Source organism: Acidicapsa ligni, assembly GCF_025685655.1.
Classification (GTDB): domain Bacteria; phylum Acidobacteriota; class Terriglobia; order Terriglobales; family Acidobacteriaceae; genus Acidicapsa; species Acidicapsa ligni.
The window spans coordinates 106309-125259 of sequence record NZ_JAGSYG010000005.1 but is presented as its reverse complement, the minus strand read 5'-3'; the positions used below and the strand labels follow the sequence as shown (position 1 = coordinate 125259).

11 protein-coding genes are annotated in these 18951 nt (G+C 53.6%); 7 read left to right on the top strand and 4 right to left on the bottom strand.

From position 1 onward, the window contains the following. The first annotated feature begins 29 nt into the window (after nucleotides 1-29). The 5 genes from OHL19_RS17385 (at nucleotide 30) to OHL19_RS17365 (ending at nucleotide 6894) form a co-directional block, all read left to right on the top strand. Entirely contained in the window at nucleotides 30-1475 is a 1446-nt protein-coding gene (locus OHL19_RS17385; protein ID WP_317890594.1) for a nucleotidyltransferase family protein, read from the top strand. Continuing rightward, nucleotides 1472-2287: a class I SAM-dependent methyltransferase gene (locus OHL19_RS17380; protein ID WP_263359055.1), complete on the top strand. Its 816-nt coding sequence runs from the start codon at nucleotides 1472-1474 to the stop codon at nucleotides 2285-2287. Before OHL19_RS17385 ends, OHL19_RS17380 begins: the two co-directional genes overlap by 4 nt. A gap of 170 nt (nucleotides 2288-2457) precedes the next feature. Further along, the gene (locus OHL19_RS17375) at nucleotides 2458-3954 is read left to right on the top strand and encodes a B12-binding domain-containing radical SAM protein (RefSeq protein ID WP_263359054.1); all 1497 of its coding nucleotides are present in this window, start codon (nucleotides 2458-2460) and stop codon (nucleotides 3952-3954) included. Nucleotides 3955-4192: 238 nt separating this feature from the next. Continuing rightward, nucleotides 4193-5440: an amidohydrolase family protein gene (locus OHL19_RS17370; RefSeq protein WP_263359053.1), complete on the top strand. Its 1248-nt coding sequence runs from the start codon at nucleotides 4193-4195 to the stop codon at nucleotides 5438-5440. Nucleotides 5441-5607: 167 nt separating this feature from the next. After that, a complete protein-coding gene (locus OHL19_RS17365; RefSeq protein WP_263359052.1) occupies nucleotides 5608-6894 on the top strand; it encodes a glycosyltransferase in 1287 nt (428 codons plus the stop codon). A 23-nt stretch (nucleotides 6895-6917) separates the two neighbouring features. Here the strand turns inward: OHL19_RS17365 and OHL19_RS17360 are convergent, their stop codons facing one another. From OHL19_RS17360 to OHL19_RS17350, 3 genes are all read right to left on the bottom strand, one after another. Further along, a complete protein-coding gene (locus OHL19_RS17360; RefSeq protein WP_263359050.1) occupies nucleotides 6918-7934 on the bottom strand; it encodes an aldolase in 1017 nt (338 codons plus the stop codon). Nucleotides 7935-8252: 318 nt separating this feature from the next. Continuing rightward, the gene (locus OHL19_RS17355; RefSeq protein WP_263359049.1) at nucleotides 8253-9764 is read right to left on the bottom strand and encodes a glycoside hydrolase family 27 protein; all 1512 of its coding nucleotides are present in this window, start codon (nucleotides 9762-9764) and stop codon (nucleotides 8253-8255) included. Between the two features lie 176 nt (nucleotides 9765-9940). Further along, complete coding sequence (locus OHL19_RS17350; RefSeq protein WP_263359047.1) at nucleotides 9941-11683, bottom strand: CRTAC1 family protein; 1743 nt, start codon at nucleotides 11681-11683, stop codon at nucleotides 9941-9943. 549 nt (nucleotides 11684-12232) lie between these two features. Here OHL19_RS17350 and OHL19_RS17345 point away from each other — a divergent pair. After that, complete coding sequence (locus OHL19_RS17345; RefSeq protein WP_263359046.1) at nucleotides 12233-15886, top strand: carboxypeptidase regulatory-like domain-containing protein; 3654 nt, start codon at nucleotides 12233-12235, stop codon at nucleotides 15884-15886. Nucleotides 15887-16011: 125 nt separating this feature from the next. Here the strand turns inward: OHL19_RS17345 and OHL19_RS17340 are convergent, their stop codons facing one another. Continuing rightward, a complete protein-coding gene (locus tag OHL19_RS17340; RefSeq protein WP_263359045.1) occupies nucleotides 16012-17028 on the bottom strand; it encodes a tetratricopeptide repeat protein in 1017 nt (338 codons plus the stop codon). Between the two features lie 85 nt (nucleotides 17029-17113). On the opposite strand from OHL19_RS17340, the gene OHL19_RS17335 reads away from it, so the two are divergent. Further along, complete coding sequence (locus OHL19_RS17335) at nucleotides 17114-18787, top strand: tetratricopeptide repeat protein (RefSeq protein WP_263359044.1); 1674 nt, start codon at nucleotides 17114-17116, stop codon at nucleotides 18785-18787. Nucleotides 18788-18951: the final 164 nt, after the last annotated feature.

The following is an 18951-nucleotide window of genomic DNA, read 5'->3' as shown; positions in this document are numbered from 1 at the left end:
GATAAGAGCTCATATTTTTGTACAGCGGTATGCAGGGACAGAGGATGAAGCCCGCGAAGACATCTCACACAACCAAGGAAATTATGTTGCCATCCTTCTCCGATCAAAGGCCTCCGCATGGAACAGGTATTCACCTTGTACCTTATACCCCTGTTGTGCCTCAGCGGGTTGAACAGCTCGGAGATACACAGGCACTTATCGAGACGTCCGCAATGAATGCGAATACATCTCCAATAATTCCAAACAGGCAGCAATCGATTCGCGAGGCTGTTCTGTTGATCTTTTGCGATCCTCTGCCTGCACAATGTTCTCGACTGCAAAACCTCTCTGATAGGGAGTGGCGAAAATTACTGACTTGGCTGGATATCAGTGGCCTCGCATTGTACTTACTCGATCGAGTAACAGAGTTAGACATGTGCGCGCTCTTGCCGCCTCGTGTCCTTGCACGTCTGCAACGGAATCTATCCGAAAATACTAAGCGAACGCACGGCATGATTGCAGAGTCGGTCGGAATTCAGCAGGATTTTCAACGAGCTAATCTCTCTTACGCAACGCTGAAAGGTTTCTCTCTATACCCATATTCCGTGCCTAAGCCAGAGATGAGACACCAGTTTGATATGGACTTTCTCGTAGCAGAGAAAAGCATTTCCGAGGCCCGGCAGATTCTTGAACGCAGAGGTTATCGCCTGTCTGCGATCAGTGGCAGAAGCTGGGAGTTCAAGAAAAACGAGATACCTGGCATTCCGCTGAAAGACTTATATAAGAACCTGTCATCCTGGTCTCTGGAGTTACATGTCGAGACCAATACTCCGGGCCATGCCTCCCTGTTGGACCGCATTGAGAAGCGCGATTTCTATGGCATCGACATGCCAGTGCTTTCGCCTGTCGATTTGTTTCTAGGTCAGGGATTGCACGCATACAAGCACATATGCAGCGAGTTCTCACGCACAGCACATCTTGTCGAATTTCGACGCCATGTACTTATTCGTCAGGACGATGATGCTTTCTGGGAAGAGCTTCGATCGACAGCCAGAGATAATCCGCGCGCATACATTGGACTTGGCGTAGTCACCTTGCTGATTACGCATATCATGGGCGATTTCGCTCCAAAAGGACTTACTAGCTGGACCGTCGAACGCCTTCCTGAGTCTGCGCGGCTTTGGGTCGAGATGTATGGCCGGCGCGTTGTGCTCGGAAGCTTTCCGGGTAGCAAGCTCTACCTGTTGCTGCAAAGAGACCTTGAGTCCGCAGGTGTTCCGGCGAAGCGTTCGCTACGACAATCCCTGTTGCCTTCGCGTCTGCCTCCGGCTGTGATACAGGCATCCACGAACGAGCCGTTATCGGTACAGATACGTCGTTATCGTATTCAACTCAACCATATTTTCTCCCGCTTGCGCTTTCACATCATGGAAGGATTGCGCTTCCCGTGGGAGTCATACCGCTGGCGCCAACACATGAACAGGATTACACAATGATGCCTAATTTGCGGCCTGCCGCTCTTGCCTTCGACGCGATCGCACCTAACTTCGACTCTCGCTTTGGTGCGTGGCACAGTGTAACAGCACAGCGCGGTGCAGTTCGCCATGCTCTGTTGCAGGAGTTTCCAGCAGGAGGACACATTCTGGAGTTGGGCGGCGGTACCGGCGAGGATGCAAGCTTTCTCGCTGAACGCGGATTCGATGTACTGCTGACCGACCCCTCACCCACCATGGTGGAGTTGGCGAAAGCCAAGCTTTCGCCACTCAGTGCGCAAGCTGAAATTGCCACCGGGGAAGAGATGGAAGACTTTGCTACCGCGCATCTTTCATCCGGCGGAACGATGTTCGATGGTGCCTTCTCCAATTTTGCGCCACTCAACTGTGTCACCGATCTGGGGCCTGTGGCGCGAGGTTTAGCGCGATTGCTCAAGCCAGGTGCACCCGCAATGCTGGTGTTGTTTGGCACCTTTTGCCCAGGCGAGATGGTAGTGGAAGTCTTGCGCGGCAGGCCTCATCTGGCCCTGCGGAGATGCTCAAGCGGCGAAGTACACGCTCGGCTTGCCAAGCGCGAATTCAGCGTCGTTTATCACCGTCGTGCTGCGATGCAACGCGCCTTCGCCCCATGGTTTGTATTGGAGAAGCGCATTGGCATTGGCGTGACAGTGCCACCCAGCGCCGCCGAGCCGTGGATTTCGGGGCATCCCCACCTGCTTGCAGCAATGGAGAGGATCGACCGCAGTCTTGCGCGTCCCCTGGCGATGCTTGGCGACCATATTCTCTATCAATTCCGTCGCACCAATGCGCAATAAAACTTAACGGCAAAGGAATGACACTGGGCTGACAATATTCTGACAACTACCCACACTTGACCCAGTTACGCTGCATAGAGAAAAGCCAAGTGCACTAGTCGCGAGAATCGGCTAAGTGCACGCAGAGGCTGCATGTTGAATCTGCCAGCGTATAAATATTGAGGTGAACTTTGGCACAGGTTTTACTGACACATTCGTATCATCTTCCGTATGACTCCAAGCAACTGAGCAAGATGCAGCCGTACACGCCCATCGGTACTCTCTATGCAGCTACTGCTCTGCGGGACAATGGCATCTCTGTTGCAGCGTTCGATTCGATGCTGGAGGAACCGTCTGCAAAGTTTACTGCAATGCTGCAAGAGCATCAGCCCAGGATCGTTGCTGTCTATGAAGATGACTTCAACTTTCTTTCGAAGATGTGTCTCACGCGCATGAGAGAAGTAGCGTGGGAGATGGCGAAAGCCGCTCGCGCCATGGGCAGCATCACTGTTGTACATGGTTCCGACTCCACGGACAATCCAGCCCTGTTCCTTGAGAACGGCTTTGACTTTGTCCTCTGTGGAGAAGCAGAAGAGACCCTGGTACAGTTATGCGCATCCATACTGAACGCAGAGGAAATGCCCGAACTCGAAGGCCTCGTAAGACTCGATGAACAAGGCCGACTCGTTGAGAGTCCACACAGGCTTGCGAAGAACGCAGCATGGATGGAGCTTTCTTTACCATCGCGCGATCTAATTGATTTGGAGCCATATCGCGCAGCATGGATGAAGTCTCATGGATATTTTTCTACCAATATGGTTGCCAGCCGCGGGTGCCCTTACAAGTGCAACTGGTGTGCAAAACCGATCTCCGGAAATAAGTTTCATTTGCGGCCGGCTGCCGTAGTCGCCGAGGAAATGAAGTTACTGAAGGTAAGCGCGGGAGTCCAGCATATCTGGTTTGGCGACGATGTCTTCGCATTGAATCATCACTGGGTTCAGGAGTTTGCTGAAGAAGTTACAAAGCGAGATGCGGCGATCCCTTTTAAGATCCAGTCCCGCGCTGATCTGATGAGTGTGTCCACCGTTCAGAACCTCAAGACTGCGGGATGCGCTGAAGTATGGATGGGTGTCGAATCCGGAGCGCAGGTTGTGCTCAACACGATGGACAAAGGGCTCAGTCTTCCCTCCGTCATTGCTGCACGCAGCCGCTTAAAGGAAGCTGGAGTTCGCGCCTGCTACTTCCTACAATTTGGCTATCCTGGAGAAACCTGGACGGAGTTGCAGGAGACCATAGCCTTCGTTCGCGAGACGCGTCCTGACGATATTGGAATCTCATTCTCATATCCGCTCCCGGGTACGGTGTTTTATGAGCGTGTGAGAACGCAACTCGGACAAAAGCGTAACTGGACAGACAGCGGTGATCTTTGCATCATGTTCCGGGCGGCCTATACAACTGATTTTTACCGGGCGGTGCGCAATGCTTTGCATGCAGAGGTCGACTCCTGGAGTGAGTTGGAGATATCGAGTGAAACCAAGGCTCACATCGAGAGCCTGTGGAACAACGTCTATGCACTGGAGCCTGTGAGCCGGGATGCAGAGGCCTTTGAGATCCCGGACAAAGTCGATGGTTTTACCTCGTCTGCTTTCGTCTCGATTGAGCAATTAGCTCCAGCTAGCGAGGCATAAAATGCAGAGTTATCGCGCCCGATTGATTTCCGGCAACGCGGTAATTCACTCAGGTGTTCGTATGCAGTGCCCTTGCTGTAGAACCGATATAAGCGGTCACAGCTTCACGTCGTGCGGATTTCACATGAGGCTTGCTCACAGGGTCGTCCACGCACGGCCCTGTGAGCAAGCCACGCATTACGCAAACTTGAGAAGCGCTGGCTGTCCTATTCCGCATGTACGTAGCACGAAAGAACGCATGATGCCTGATCCCGAAGGAAAACAACAAAAGCAGGTAGTGGTCCACGGAGGCATCTGCGCACTTGGACCGCAGGCGCGCGTACAAGCTTCCATCCAGATCACGGACGGCTATATAACCGGTATTCTAAGCGAGCCGCCTCTAAGTCCGAATGATCGATCGTCGTGCACGGCGATTGATCTTAGCGGCTTCCTGATCATGCCTGGTCTCATCAACGCGCATGACCATTTAGAGTTTGCGCTTTTCCCTCGGCTGGCAGACCCACCGTATCGAAACTACATCGAGTGGGGAACGGATATACACAACAAATTCCCGGATATTATTGCAAAGCACCGGGCCGTTCCCAAAGATTTACGAGTATGGTGGGGCGGCATCCGAAACCTGCTTTGCGGAGTTACAACAGTTAGTCACCACAACCCTCTTCGGGCTGAAATGCAACGTGAGGATTTCCCGGTGCGAGTAATCCAGGAGTATGGATGGGGACATTCTCTAGCGCTCGGCGGAGATCTTATCGCAGCGCGTTCAGCCACTCCCGAAGGACGCGCGTTCCTTGTGCATGCATGTGAAGGAGTCGATGAAGTAGCGCGTGTAGAGCTCCTCGGATTTGATCGACTGGGCCTTCTGGATGACCATACGGTGCTCGTGCATGGACTCGCAATCGATCATGATGGTGTTGCGCTCATGCGGGAGCGCAACGCTTCCCTTATCGTATGTCCATCCTCCAATAACTTTCTCTTTGAAAAACTTCCGGATATGTCTGTCCTTGGCGCAATCGATAACGTGGCTTTGGGAAACGACTCTCCATTGACAGCCGAGGGCGATCTTTTGGATGAGATCCGATTCGCAATTCGTCTTTGCGGCATTTCATCTTTAGACGCTTATCGCATGGTGACTGAGAATCCAGCGCTAATCCTTCGCTTAGAAAATGGAGAGGGAGCCATACGAGTATCTGGCATAGCAGACCTGATTGCTTTTCGTGATACAGGGTGTGATGCAGCTCACAGATTGCAGGCACTCTCCATGGTAGATGTGGAGTTTGTCATGCTTGGAGGCCGCGTTCAGCTTGCGTCGGAGGCAGTGTTAGAGCGGCTTCCTTTATCGGAAAAGCACGGATTGGAGCCTGTCTGGATAGACGGAACAATTCGATGGCTGCGCACGCCGGTAAAAGAGTTATTGCAGAAGACGGAAGAGGCACTGGGCAAAGGTGAGTTACGGCTGAGTGGTAAGCAGATTCGCATTCCAGCGTAGAGATCAGGATTGAGAGATACGCGACTTACACACGTATCCGCTCTTCCGATTCACCGGGCAGGCTCACGCAAATGTGGATCAGCATTGCGATTGCCTAAGGAACACAGCACTTGATCTTGTCCAGGTGAGCACCTGCAATCAGAGTTTCGTGCTGCCGGAAGGAATAAATGTCACACTTTGGAGTATTGTCCTATGGCGGTACCGGGCACCTGAATTCTCTGTCTGCACTGTCACGGCAATTGATGCTCCGAGGACATCGAGTTACATTCTTTCAGCGCCCTGAGTTAGAAGCTCGAGTGCGTCAATATGGCCTTGAATTCTCTCCCATAGGGAAAGTGCGCGCAGATAAGAACAAGTCTTCAAAATCAGGCATTGCAGATCTGCTCTACCGCATCAAGCGCATTACGGATGAAATAGAAATGTATCTCCGGGAAGCTCCGGATGTACTTATTCGATCCGGCATCGACGCACTCATTATCGACGAGGTTGCGCTGCCGGGGCCGACGTTAGCTCAGATGTTGCGGTTACCTTATTTTCTTGTATCCACTTCTGTGCCGCACAATTTCGGATGGTCCGTGCCGCGTTCATTGTCGCACTGTGACAATCCAATTTCATATTTTTCCAGACTGCAAAATATGTTGCTGCAGGTATCTGTTTTTCGCATATGCGGACCTGTGCGCTGGAAGCTGAATAAGCACAGGAAGCAACTCGGCCTCGGATCGATTCGAGAACTTCAAAAAGCGTTCCCGGCTTTGGCACATATTGCGACGCTTCCTGAATGTCTTGATTTTCCGCGTCAAATACCACGCACCTTCCATTACGCCGGGCCCTTTGTTGATGAACATGCAAGACCGTCAGTGGAGTTTCCCTGGAACCGTCTCGATGGTCGACCTCTGATCTATGTTTCTTTAGGAACTGCGCGAAAGATTCAGCCGTCGACCTTCCGCATCATAGCCGAAGCGTGCGTGGGTCTTGGCCTGCAGGTGGTGATCTCCCTGGGCGGCGGTCGAGATCCCAAAATGTTTGAGGGCTTGCCGGGAGATCCTTTGGTAGTGAGTGTCGCTCCTCAACTTGAGCTTATAAAAATCGCCAGCATCGTGATCAATCACGCTGGAATTAACACCGTGCTGGAGGCCCTCATGGAAGGCAAGCCCATGGTTGTCATTCCCATCACGCATGATCAGCCTGCACTGGCAGCTCGTTTGGCTAGGCTAACGGTTGCAGAAGTGATTCCGGAAAAAATGCTTTCAACAAAGCGTCTGCGTTTGGCCGTGCTTAAGGTTCTATGCAATGCAAGCTACAGCAATGTCGCCAGGGAAATACAAACTAAAATTCTGTCTACTTATGGATTGGAGCGTGCTGTGAAAGTAATCGAGGAAGAGCTCGCAAATTCTATTGAAAAATCAGCCGACTCAGCCTTCGCGGGAGAGCCATTCGAGCACATTGCTCTGTAGCAACCGACGCGTGATCGCTTAATTCAAGCGCCCTGCAACAGCAGATCGAGTTGTTGGATGGCATGATCCAACTCACAATATTGCAGTTCAAATGTGGGAACGCTGGACAATGACTCCAGGATCTCCTCGTGCTTTGCACGAACTTCTCCAGCAGAGTAAAGCTCTCTTCGCGTGCGTTGTGTCGCCGTACCCTCAGGCAATGGAATAAGCTTGCCCGTTGCCGACGGAGATCGATTCAGATAAATGATGTAATGTACCTCCGCCTCGCTCGCACTCTGGATGCCGGGTAACTCCGAGGTCGGAACTTCCAGCGAAGGTTTCCCTTCCATTCGCGGAGTCAACGCGCGGCCTTCCAACTCCGGAAAAATAGTCTTGGCGCTTGGTCTAAAACGCGCTCGATGTGAATGTCCAATCACGGAAGGCATATCCGAGTTATTAATCAGATAACTCGTGTCATCCGAGGTATATGTCCACCCACTACGCGCACAGGCATAAGAGAGTGTCGATTTCCCCGCGCCCGAGTCTCCGCAAAGAAGAATGCCTTTCCCATGCTTGCTGACACAGGCTGCATGCAGGTCTGTTACGACGGATGAACCTAGCAGCAAGTAGACCGTTTTTTCAAGAAAGTTATAGCGAAAATAGAGTCTGTTATCGACAGTAGCTTTCTGTAACCAGACAAAACTAACGCAGGATTTTAAATCCAGCATTGCCTGATTCTCAGCGTCTGCCACCATGGAATAGAGATAGTTATACTGACGTCGAACAGGCTCAGGTGGACACCCAGGACCACCTCCCTCGCTGACGCCAATGCGCACCTGGAGTGTGGCGCTCGACCGGGAGAAGCGTCCATGACCAAAGCTCTCACGCGCCGCTTCGAGCACTGCCGGGTCGTTAGTGATGATCTCGACAGCATAGCCAAGTGGATAGAAAATCTCGCGGAAGGGCAACTCCATATCGCTGAGAAGCGACTTTTGGAGAGCCAGTGTTTTGGGAAGTTCTACCGCCACTGGGGCTGTCTGCAAAATGTGTTCGTTCGTCATATCGCCATTGGATTGCAGCTATAAAGACTGCGCCACCAGCACCGGCGTTGTCACATGCCGACTCGTCAGCGAAGATCTCTTGTAACCAGAGTTATATCTTTGGCAGTCATGAGATGTCAGACGAATGTATCCAAAATGTAATTTCTAAACACACGCTTAAACCGTTGATCTATCGGTGTCCAGATCGACCGGTCTCACCGGTATAAACTGCCGCGAAGTTCATTCCAAAACGATCATGCTCAAACCCTTGGGAAACAGGATTCGAGCATGATTGCAGATATAGATGCAGTTAATGCCAGCTTTTATTTGACTCGGCTCTTATTTGACTCTCAAGAGCAGTACGCCATGCGATGGCACGGTTGCGGAATAACCATCGCCGGTGAACTTCACATCTTTATGCTCCCACAGGTCGCGCGCTTTCTTCACCTTGCCCAGGTGCAGATCGCTGGCATGGATTGTCGTTTGCGCGGCTGATGATCCGAGGTTCACCACGCCCACAGCAACACCTCCATCCGCGAGCGGCTTTACCCAGGTTTCAACATCGCCATTCTTGACCGGCGAGGCTTGCTTGCCCAGCGAGTCCTGATCGACTGCGATCACTTCTTTGTTGAGCAGGATTGCTTTCGTCTCGGGCGTCATGATGCGAATATCGTTACCAGCCAACAGCGGCGAAGCTACGAGCGCCCACAAACTCATGTGTGTGCGGTATTCGTCATTGCTCATGTGGCCGTTGCCGACCTCTAGCATATCGGGATCGTTCCAATGGCCCGGACCCGCGTAAGGAGCGGTCGGCACCTGCTTCTCAACGTTCTCGATCATGCTTGACCATTCGTCGCGGATGTCGCCCGTCGTACGCCACAGGTTGCCGCCGACTTCCGTTCCCCATTTTTCGACGCTGCCCCAACCGTACTCGCACAAGCTGTAGATCATCGGTCTGCCTGTGGCCTGCAGCGCCTCACCCATCTTTTGATAAACGGGCTGGAGCGCGTCGTTCTTATAGATATTGCGCGCGCTGCACCAGTCGTACTTCAGGTAGTCGATGTCCCAACTGGCGAAGGTCTTGGCATCCTGTACCTCGTGCCCGTAGCTGGCAGGATAGGCAGCGCAGGTGCGTGGCCCAGGCGAAGAATAGATGCCCAGCTTCAGCCCCTTGGAATGCACATAATCTGCCAGCGCCTTCATATCAGGAAACTTGTGATTGGCCTGCAGATTTCCCTGCGCGTCCCGTACGCCTTCCCATGTGTCATCAATGTTGACGTAGATGTAGCCGGCGTCGCGCATGCCACTGGACACCATTGCGTCGGCCATCGTTCGCACGGTCTGGTCATCGATTTTTCCTGCGAAGAGATTCCAGCTATTCCAGCCCATCGGCGGCGTCTTGGCCAATCCATTGTAAGGAATCTTGTGCAGCGGCGGAGGCTCGATGTATGGAACCAGAGGCATCGCATCGGCGCTGGTACTCGGCTTAGCCACTATCGGGTTTCGGCCGCGCTCCGTGGCATGCAACTCGCCGTTGACGAGATCGCCTGCAAGAAAAGGCCTGGTCGTGCTCCAGTTGGCGAAGACCTCAAAGTGATTGCCAGTCGCTGTCCCCTTCAGTTCCACGCTGTAGCCCAGGGTTTTCAGAGTACCGGTGACTGTGCTGCCGTCCTGCTTCAACTCCACAATCGACTTGGGTTGCTCCCCGTTGTCGAGGGTTTTTCCTTCGATCACCCAGCTACCGGTCAGGCTTTGCCCGTATCCCGGAACCGCCATCAAGCCAAGGCTGAACAACAACGCGATACCGCAAACTATCGCGAACGAGCTTTTCTGAGTTCGTATTTTTCGCATGCCTATGCCCATCCTTATTTTTTGGAAATTGCAATTGCCGCGGGCGTACTCGCCAGAAATTCATTGCGACCCAAAGCAGTATTTTTCGAGCGAACCGAATTGTATACGATTACAACCGAAGCGTGCCTGAATTCCGATTTTGGGTTCGAGGCCGGCTCATTGCGGAGGTCGAAAGGTCAGGATCGAATGCCCTTGCCCTCGACAATAGTGATGTAGCGGTCGACGGGAAGATCCGTGAACGTATCGACACGCGTACTCGGCTGGGGCCAGCGAATTTCCAGATGGTCGAGTTTGCTATTGGAGCCGAGCCCGAGGACGATACGAGGATCGTGGCTGGCAAGAAAACTTCCTCCGCCGGTCTTGAGAGCCGTTCGCTTCAACGTTCCCGCGGTCCATGCAATGCGTGCCCCAATAGCGTCAATGTTGGCCTTCGTCCCAATGAGCCGCAGGCCAAGCCAGTGACTCCCATGCGCAGCCTGGTTACGAAGCAGCAAGGGAGCACCGTTATTAACCGCCACCAGTACATCGACCGCGCCGTCATTATCGAAGTCGCCGATGGCCAGACCGCGGGCAGAGAAATGTTCATGAAAAATGGGTCCGGCTGAATCGCTGACATTCTGCAGGCCGTTGCCGTTGTTGTGAAAGAGCAGAAGCGGCTCGCGATAGGTAACGCTGGCCGAGTGAGCCTCGATCTGGTCGTCCGGGTGTCCGTTGGCGATAAAGAGGTCAAGGTTTCCGTCGTTGTCGTAGTCGAAAAAGCGCAAACCCCATCCACTCATGGCGCGGGTAGTGTTGCCCAACCCGGAGGGCGCCGCCAGATCGTCAAAGGTGACATCGTGGTTGTTGTGGTAAACGGAGTACATCTCCTGGTCAACGTTGGTGACAAAGAGATCCTGCCAGCCATCCTGGTCGAGATCGGCGGAATCGACGCCCATGCCTGAACGTGCGCGCCCGTCAGCGCTGTAGGCAATGCCAGCCTCAAGCCCCTCGTCCTTGAACTTGCCCTGATGGTTGATAAACAGAAAGTTTCGCTCCGTGTCGTTGGCGACAAACAGATCCATCCAGCCATCGTTGTTGACGTCCGTGGCCACCGCTCCCCAGGCTTTTCCTTTGACTGAGGCGATCCCGGTCTGCGCAGAGACGTCGGTGAAAGTGCCATCGCCGTTGTTGTGGAAAAGCCAGCTTGCCGCAGGCGGATAGACGCTGGGAATGCAGTAATAACGATCCCCGGTCTTTTCATTGCCGCAAAACTTGTTGTCCTGCTTGGCAAACTCAACAAAGCGGCACACAAACAGGTCGAGGCGGCCATCGTTGTCGTAGTCAAACCAGACTGCGCTCGATGCCCAGCCCGGTGTGACGATGCCCGATTTCTCCGTAATGTCGGTAAAGGTGCCATCGCCGTTATTACGATAGAGAATCGAGCGGTTATATCCGGTCACGAACATGTCCGGGTATCCGTCCCCATTGAAGTCACCCACGGCCACGCCCATGCCGTATCCCGCGCCAGCCACACCCGCCTTCAGGGTGACATCGGTGAATGTGCCGTCACGATTATTGCGATAGAGCGCGTTTCTGAGCGGCGTTGCCGGGGTGAAGAAATCGCACGCCCCGCTGTTGACCAGGTAGATATCCATCCACCCGTCATTGTCGTAATCGAGGAAGGCGCAGCCCGCGCCCGTAGTCTCAGGCAGGTAATAGGACGGAGAGCGGCCATTGGAGTGAGTCCACGTTATGCCGGACCGCGAAGGGTCGATTGCCTGAAAAAGCGCCGGAGCGCCAGGTATGCCCGAAACTCCAGGCGTGCCCGCAGCCTGTGGAAAAGCCTGTCTAACTCCCATGCCGGCGACGCCAGCACACAGGGATGCGAGGAAGGTTCGGCGGCTGACGGGTATTTTGGCCTGGGTTCTCAATCGATTCATAGCTTTACTTGCAGTTGGACTGCCCGACGGGGGCGGATCGGCTGGCAAAAATAAGAAAACCGCGTTGGGCGACCGCTGACTACATACATGGCAAGTCTCGGAAGAATAGCAAAGAATACCGGAATTAAGAAATCAGTTGACAGCAAACTTCACGGTGAAATAGGCTTCACGCGGACTGTCAGACGAGCTTTTGATGGTGCCAGTTTTCACGAGGGCATTGCGTAGCTACGCCCAAAAAGGAGAACGACCATTAGCTGGCGCTGGCAAGAATTTTCAAAAATGGAAACGTAATCAAATCAAAGCACGTAGATGCTTAGCCTCACAAAAGGCTGCTCCAATGCACTAGGAATCACTGGAACAAAAGCAAATGAACTAGGGCAGAACGGCACAAAGGTTTGCGGGAAAGATGGACTCGTCTCATAAAGCTGTAAACGTTTAGCTCTAAGGGCGACCGCACTGCTTTTTGCCGGGGGCAATCAATTTCATCGCAAGCAGCTCTCGTAAAGAGGGCAAAGAGAAAAACAAAGGCAGTCAACTTAAGGAGACAAAATGCGAAATACATTCACAAGAGTTGCCAGATGTTTGAACGTGGCGCTTCTTGGGATATTTCTGTTAGCCGTGACGAATCTGAGCTACGGGCAAGATACGAACGCCTCCCTCAGCGGAACGGTAACGGACCCCAGTGGCGCCGCAATCCCAGGCGCAAAGCTCACTCTGAAAAACGCCGCTACCAGCTTTCAGCAGAGCTTCGAATCGGATGGAACCGGAGAGTACACGTTCCGCAATCTCACTCCGGGCAAGTACGACCTCTCAGTGACGGCAACCAACTTTCAGTCGTCGGTACGTACTGGAATCGAATTGGCAGTCAATCAGTCTGCCCGTATCGACGTCAAACTACCGCTTGGCAAGTCTGACGAGACGGTTACGGTCACCGGCGATGCTTCGCTGATCAACTACGACAACCCGACCATCGAAGGCGGCGTTAGCCCAGAGACACTGCAGGACTTCCCACTGGTTGTCTCCGGTGCGCCACGCTCATCGGTCACGGTTGCCATCCTGATGCCTGGCGTAAGCACGGGCGGCGGCGGTAATGCATACAACGCTCGTACCAACGGCGGTATCGTCACTGGCGATGAAGCCCTTGTCGACGGCGCGACCGCATCCGAAGGTTACATGAACCAAAGCGGCATGGTCAGCCTGCAAACTGACTTTGGTATGTCGCCGGATATCACCAGCGAAGTTAAAGTTCTAACCGCAAACTACGACGCCCAGTACGGTAACTCGACCTCTGGACAATTCATCATTCAGACCAAGAGCGGCGGCGAACATTTCCACGGCGCGGCTTACGAGTATCTCCGTAACGACCTGTTCAATGCTGCCCAATACGGTGCAGCCGCGAAACCGCCAGATAAGGAAAACGACTACGGCGCGAACGTAGGCGGCCCCATCTGGATTCCGAAATATCACAGCCCAAGCGCATTTCTGAAGGGCTACTTCTACTTCAACTGGGAAGGCTATCAGGATCACGGCGGAGCGAATTCGTCCACCCTCTCGATCGCTTCTGCCCGTGCGCGTACAGGCGATTTCAGCGCAGCAGGCAGCCAACTCTATTACCCCAACGATCCCGTCAAATACGGCGCTCTGGCTGGTACAGCTATCCCGAACAACCAGATCGATCCCTCATTTGAAGATCCGATCGCCAAAGCCTTCCTGGCGCAACTGCCAACCCCAACCAACGGCAATGAAATTAACAACTACTTCATTCCCAAATCGGGTCAGGGCTCTTTGACCAACAGCGAAAATGTGTACTTCTGGCGCATAGACATGAACGTCGGCCAAAAGGACCATCTCTACTACACCTACTGGTGGCAGTACACAGGCGTAAATCAGCAGAGCGATCTGCCGATAGCCCTGTCAACCGCCGCACCAGCCAGCCCGGAAAACGCTCCTATTCAGCGCCTCAACTGGGAGCATAACTTCTCGAGCCTGATGACAAACCATGCAACCGTCGGCTACCTGAACCGTAACGAAGGCTATTTCGCCCTGAACGGCAAAGCAGCATTGCCCTTCGTACCCGGCGTAGCCAACACCAGCTTCCTTCCTGAAATGACCTTCGGCGGCGGCTACTCGCAGCTCGGCAACAACGATGGTCCCACCTCGGCCAGCAATCTGACGACACGTGGAACCTGGGCAGTAAACGACGTCGCCACGCGGATCCAGGGCAAGCACACCCTCAGCGCCGGCGTCGAGTGGAAGCTCGCCGGAACCAGCATTCATAGCGGAGAGAATCAAGGCGGTACCTTCAACTTCGCTCCGGATACAACCGGCAACACAGCTTGCCCCTCAACCGCACAATGCCCTGGAGACGCTCAGGCCAGCTTTTACCTGGGTGCTGTCGCCAGCGCCAACGTTGCATATATCAATGTCATCGGAAAGTATCCTCGCCAGACCGGATGGGCATTCCACGCCGGCGACTCATGGCGTTTCAACCCCAAGCTGACAGTGAGCTACGGCCTTCGTTGGGACTACATCAGCCCCTTCGTGGATAAGCACAACAACCAGTCCTTCATTGATCCGACCGGACTCAACCCGGATGCGATTACAACTTCTGGAACTGAACTCCCTGGCCGTCTTGCATTTGCAGGAACAAAGTGGGGAGCAGCCAGCTTCGGTGGCCGCTATCCAGAAGTCGCCTTCAAAAACGCATTCGCTCCTCGTGTAGGTTTCGCTTACACCTTCGACGAAAAGACCGTTGTTCGCGCCGGTTACGGCATCTACTTCGGTCAAGCGTTCTATCCAGGCTGGGGCGGCGGTCTCGCTCAGGATGGATTCAACAAGAATCTCACCATCTCTGAAACGACAACGGGTGGAGGCTTCAAGTCTCCGGCCATTTATCTAGCTTCGGGAATCTCCGCAAGCCAGGTTGGCCAGACACAAAATATCTCCTCCGGTTTTGACAACGGCCAGCAGCCATCCCTGTATCGTCCACGCGATGGCAACCACAGACCATATTCATCGCAGTGGAACCTGACAATTGAGCGTCAACTTCCAAGTAACACTTTGTTGAGTGTTTCCTATGTTGGCACGAAGGGAACGCATCTTCCTTCTGCACTTAACCCCATCAACACGCTCAACCCATTCGACCCGAAGATTGCCGGTCTTGGCGCGGATCTCGCTGTTAACTACAACACCCCGACCGGTCCTGCAACCTTCGCAAAAGATGGCATCTCTCAGCCGTACATTGGCTGGGCGAGTCAGATGCAAGCTTGCGATGCAACAATCGCCCAGGCTCTTCTGCCGTTCCCGCAATATTGCGGTCCGCTGACTGGGCTCAACGAACAACATGGAACCTCGATCTACCAGTCCTTCCAGGGCAAAGTAGAGCGTCGTCTCCAGGGTGGTTTGTACATCCTCGGCTCTTTAACCTGGCAAAAAATGTTCACCGATGCGGCTAACAATACACAATCTCAGAACGCATCAGGAGCCGGAGCTGGCGGTAACAGTGGTTCGTTCTCGCCCTTCGACTCATCACGTCGCGCATATGCACTCGCTCCCGACAATGTCCCGGTCACAACATCGCTCGCGCTTGTCTATGACCTGCCTTTCGGGAAAAATAAACGCTTCCTCAACACTGCCGGCTTTGCCAACACTCTTCTCGGCGGATGGCAGACCAGCCCCATCTTCCGCTACGAGGACGGCATTCCCTTCTCGTTCCACGCTTCGTCCTCCTGCGTAACAAGCACTCTCCTCCAAACCGTTTCCGGGCAAAATGCGTTTCGTGAAAACTGCGTGCCGGGACTCGTTAGCGGCCAGCACCCGTTGTTGCAGGGAAGGAATGGCTTCAATCCTGCGAACACAGGTGGGAAGCTTATCAATGCAGCCGCATTTGAATCGAACTTTACGACTCTTGGCTACACAGGCGTCGGTAAAGCCGTCTCAAACATCGAGAGCCCAAGCTATCGCAACCTGGATATCGCATTCACGAAGAACACACGGATCGCGGAGAAGTTCAACTTCCGGTTCGAAGCGAACTTCTTCAATGCGTTTAACAATCACTACTTCATCAACCAGGGCGATACGAACGGTGGTACTGCATACGCGTTCGTAACGGACGTGGCAGCTACTGGCAACTCGTTCGGTTCGTGGAATGGATCGGTAACGACACCACGCACCATCCAATTCGTAGGACGCTTCGAGTTCTAACCAGACTCGATCTGCATAACTAAAAGCCATCCGGCAAAGACAGAAATGTCCGCGCCGGGTGGCTTTTCTTTTCCCTTAAACATGAGAGAGAATGCTTCCGCTATCGAGCCATCAATCCGATGAAATCAATTCGATGGTGCGGACTTCCGGGATGCATCCGCCGAGCTTCCATGCAGACGCAGATAGACCTGCGTTTCTTCCCTGGCAGCATCTTTTCGGCCAAGCTTGTTATAGATATGAGCAAGCGCGATGTGAGGCTCAGCATATTTGTCGTCAAGCTTTGCGGCCTCTAGCAACTCAGGCACAGCAGCTTCCAACTGACCTAAATCTTCAAGCACGCTCCCAAGCCTATACCGCGCCACTGCGAGTTGAGGATCCAGATGCACCGCTTCCCGCACATTGGGCTCCGCTTCCTGCACTCGACCAAGAAACTGAAGCGTCTCCGCGAGATTCAAATAAGGCCATGCCGAGGGATGCTCGGATGTCCGGTCCAGATCGATAGCCTTCTTGTAGTTATCGATTGCCTTGGAATTTTCGTTCAGATAGAAGTAGCACAGCCCGAGGTTATCGTAGGCACGTGCCATCCCTGGCGCCAGATTTACAGCTTGCTGAAAATGCTGAATTGCAGCGCCATATTCATGCGCATCGTAGTCGAGCCGTCCAAGCCAATAAGGGAAGAGCGCTTCTTTCGGCTGCTGAGCGGTTAGCGATACCAGAACAGCTCGCGCCCAGTCCGGATGCCCTAATCGGATATAAGCCATGGATAGCGAAAATCTCTGCGATGGCTCAAGCGGCATGATCGCTTCAGACTTCTTCCATGCGATAGCCGCGCCAATATAGTCCCGGTTGAGAAAATAGACATTCCCGACTAAGGCCAATAGGTGGGCAGCGCGGGGCGAATGAGGATCACGCTGGATCTCATCCAGCAACAACTTTTCAGCGGTCGTATAGTCATGGACAGCGATCGCATGACTTAGCAGCGATGCTTTTTCGGAAGTAAGGTCAAGTGAGGATGCGGGAGAGATGACCGGGGCCGATCCATCCAGTGCAGGTCCGCCCAGTGTAGATTGGTTCGATTGACCGTAAGCGCATGGCACAAGGCGATCGAAGGACATGAGAACGAGAAAGGAGCAAAAAAGCATCTTACCGTTCCGTGGCATCATGGAGAATAGTTTAGTGGATACGAGAGAAGAAGCGATAGTGGCGAGCCATAACCTGAGGTGTGGATTGAGAGCAAAGAATACGCAAACGCCATTTGCGTTCGGCATGTTCCTGTTCGTGGCTGGGCTTGCGTTTCTGCAGCAAATCGGCCATGCACAGGGCAGCAGTGAGTCATATCGGCAGACGGTGCTATCGATTCAGCAACACATCGAGCAGAACGATCTGAATGGCGCATATGAATTGATTACCAGGGCCAACAAAGAATTTCCTTTAGATGGCGGTCTTGAGAATCTGCTCGGTGTAGTAGAGATTCAACAGGGATATGCGGACCGTGCCAGGCAGGCGTTTTCTGCGGCGATACAACATAGCCCCAAGCTGGTCAGCGCCTATCTCAATCTCGGTCGTGTACTCATGCAAAGCGCTGCCAATAGCCCGGCCACGCAGGCACAGGCGCTGCACATCTATGAACGAGCTCTCGTGCTGGAGCCCGCCAACTCCGAAGCGAATTACCAGTCCGCAGTTCTGCTGATGTGGGCACATCACTATCAGCGCTCCCTGGAGCACGTGGCGAAACTAAGGCCTGAAGACCGCAGTCTGCCAGGCGCCCAGGCATTGGTATGCGGCGACGAAGTTGGGCTTGGGCATAAAGAGGCCGCCGATCGAGACGCAGCCACACTGGCTGCCAATCCAGAATTGACCGAGCTCGATCTTTCAGAAATCCTACCCATCTTGCGCGCCAACGATCGAGCCGATCTCGCACAGATGATTCTTGAGGCCGTCGCCAAACACCACCCTCTTTCACCCGAGGGCCTGCGTACAGAAGGGCTGGCGCAGGAGGCCGAAGGAAAGCTAGACCTGGCGCGCGCAACACTGGAAAGCGCTTTTGCAAGTGATCCTTCATCCGTAGTTGTGCTCCTGGATTTATCCCGTGTGGCAGAGGCCTTAAAGGATTACCCAGGCGCACTTGGATATATCGCTCACGCACGCGATCTGCAGCCCAAAGATGCTTCGCTGCCCTATCGTTTCGGCGCGATCTGCCTCAAGTTAAATTTGCTGGCCGAGGCCCGCAAGGCCCTCGGAGATGCGGTCAAATTGGCCCCGGAGAATCCTCAGTACAACCTTGCAATGGGCATAGTCTCTTCATATGCTCAGGACGCTACCGAAGGGCTTCCATATCTTGAGAAATATCATTCTCTCCGCCCCGCAGATGCTTCAGGAATACTCGCATTGGGCACGACATACTTTCGCGCTAAAGATTTTCAGACTGCATCCACATGGCTAAAACAATGCGTGAATGATGCCAGCACCGCTGCCAGTGCGCGCTACTATCTGGGCAGAATTGCGCGACAAAATGGAAAGCTGGACGAAGCCGCGGCGGAGTTGACACAGTCTCTGACCCTGAAACCTCATCAGTCGGAAGTCCTGGCCGAGTTGGGCCAAACCTATGTGCAAATGAAGAAATATCCCGAGGCGCAGAAAACGTTAGAGGAAGCAATCAAACTGGATGGCGATAACATTGCGGCAAATTTTGCGCTGTTGCAGATGTATGGCCGTACCAACGATCCAAGACGCGACGAACAAACGAAGCGGTTTCACGACATCCGCGAAAAGAATGACGAAACCTATCGTGAGATGATGCGCACCATCGAGATTGACCCCAAGGGTGCTCCAAGAAAAGAGAATAAAGAGCCGGACTCAGTCATCTTCCCCGCAGAGTCGTCTGCCCCGTCTGCTCCGTAGGCCCCACAGGCGAACAGGCGAATCTAACCCCATTCTCCCGGTAAAACCCCAACGACCCGAGGAAATGACCCGTGTGTGCTTTCTGTGCAAGACAGAAGTGTGGCTTTTGCTCTAGCATCATCTTTCCTTAGGGTCATTCGATGAATACCCCGAGATATAGCCTG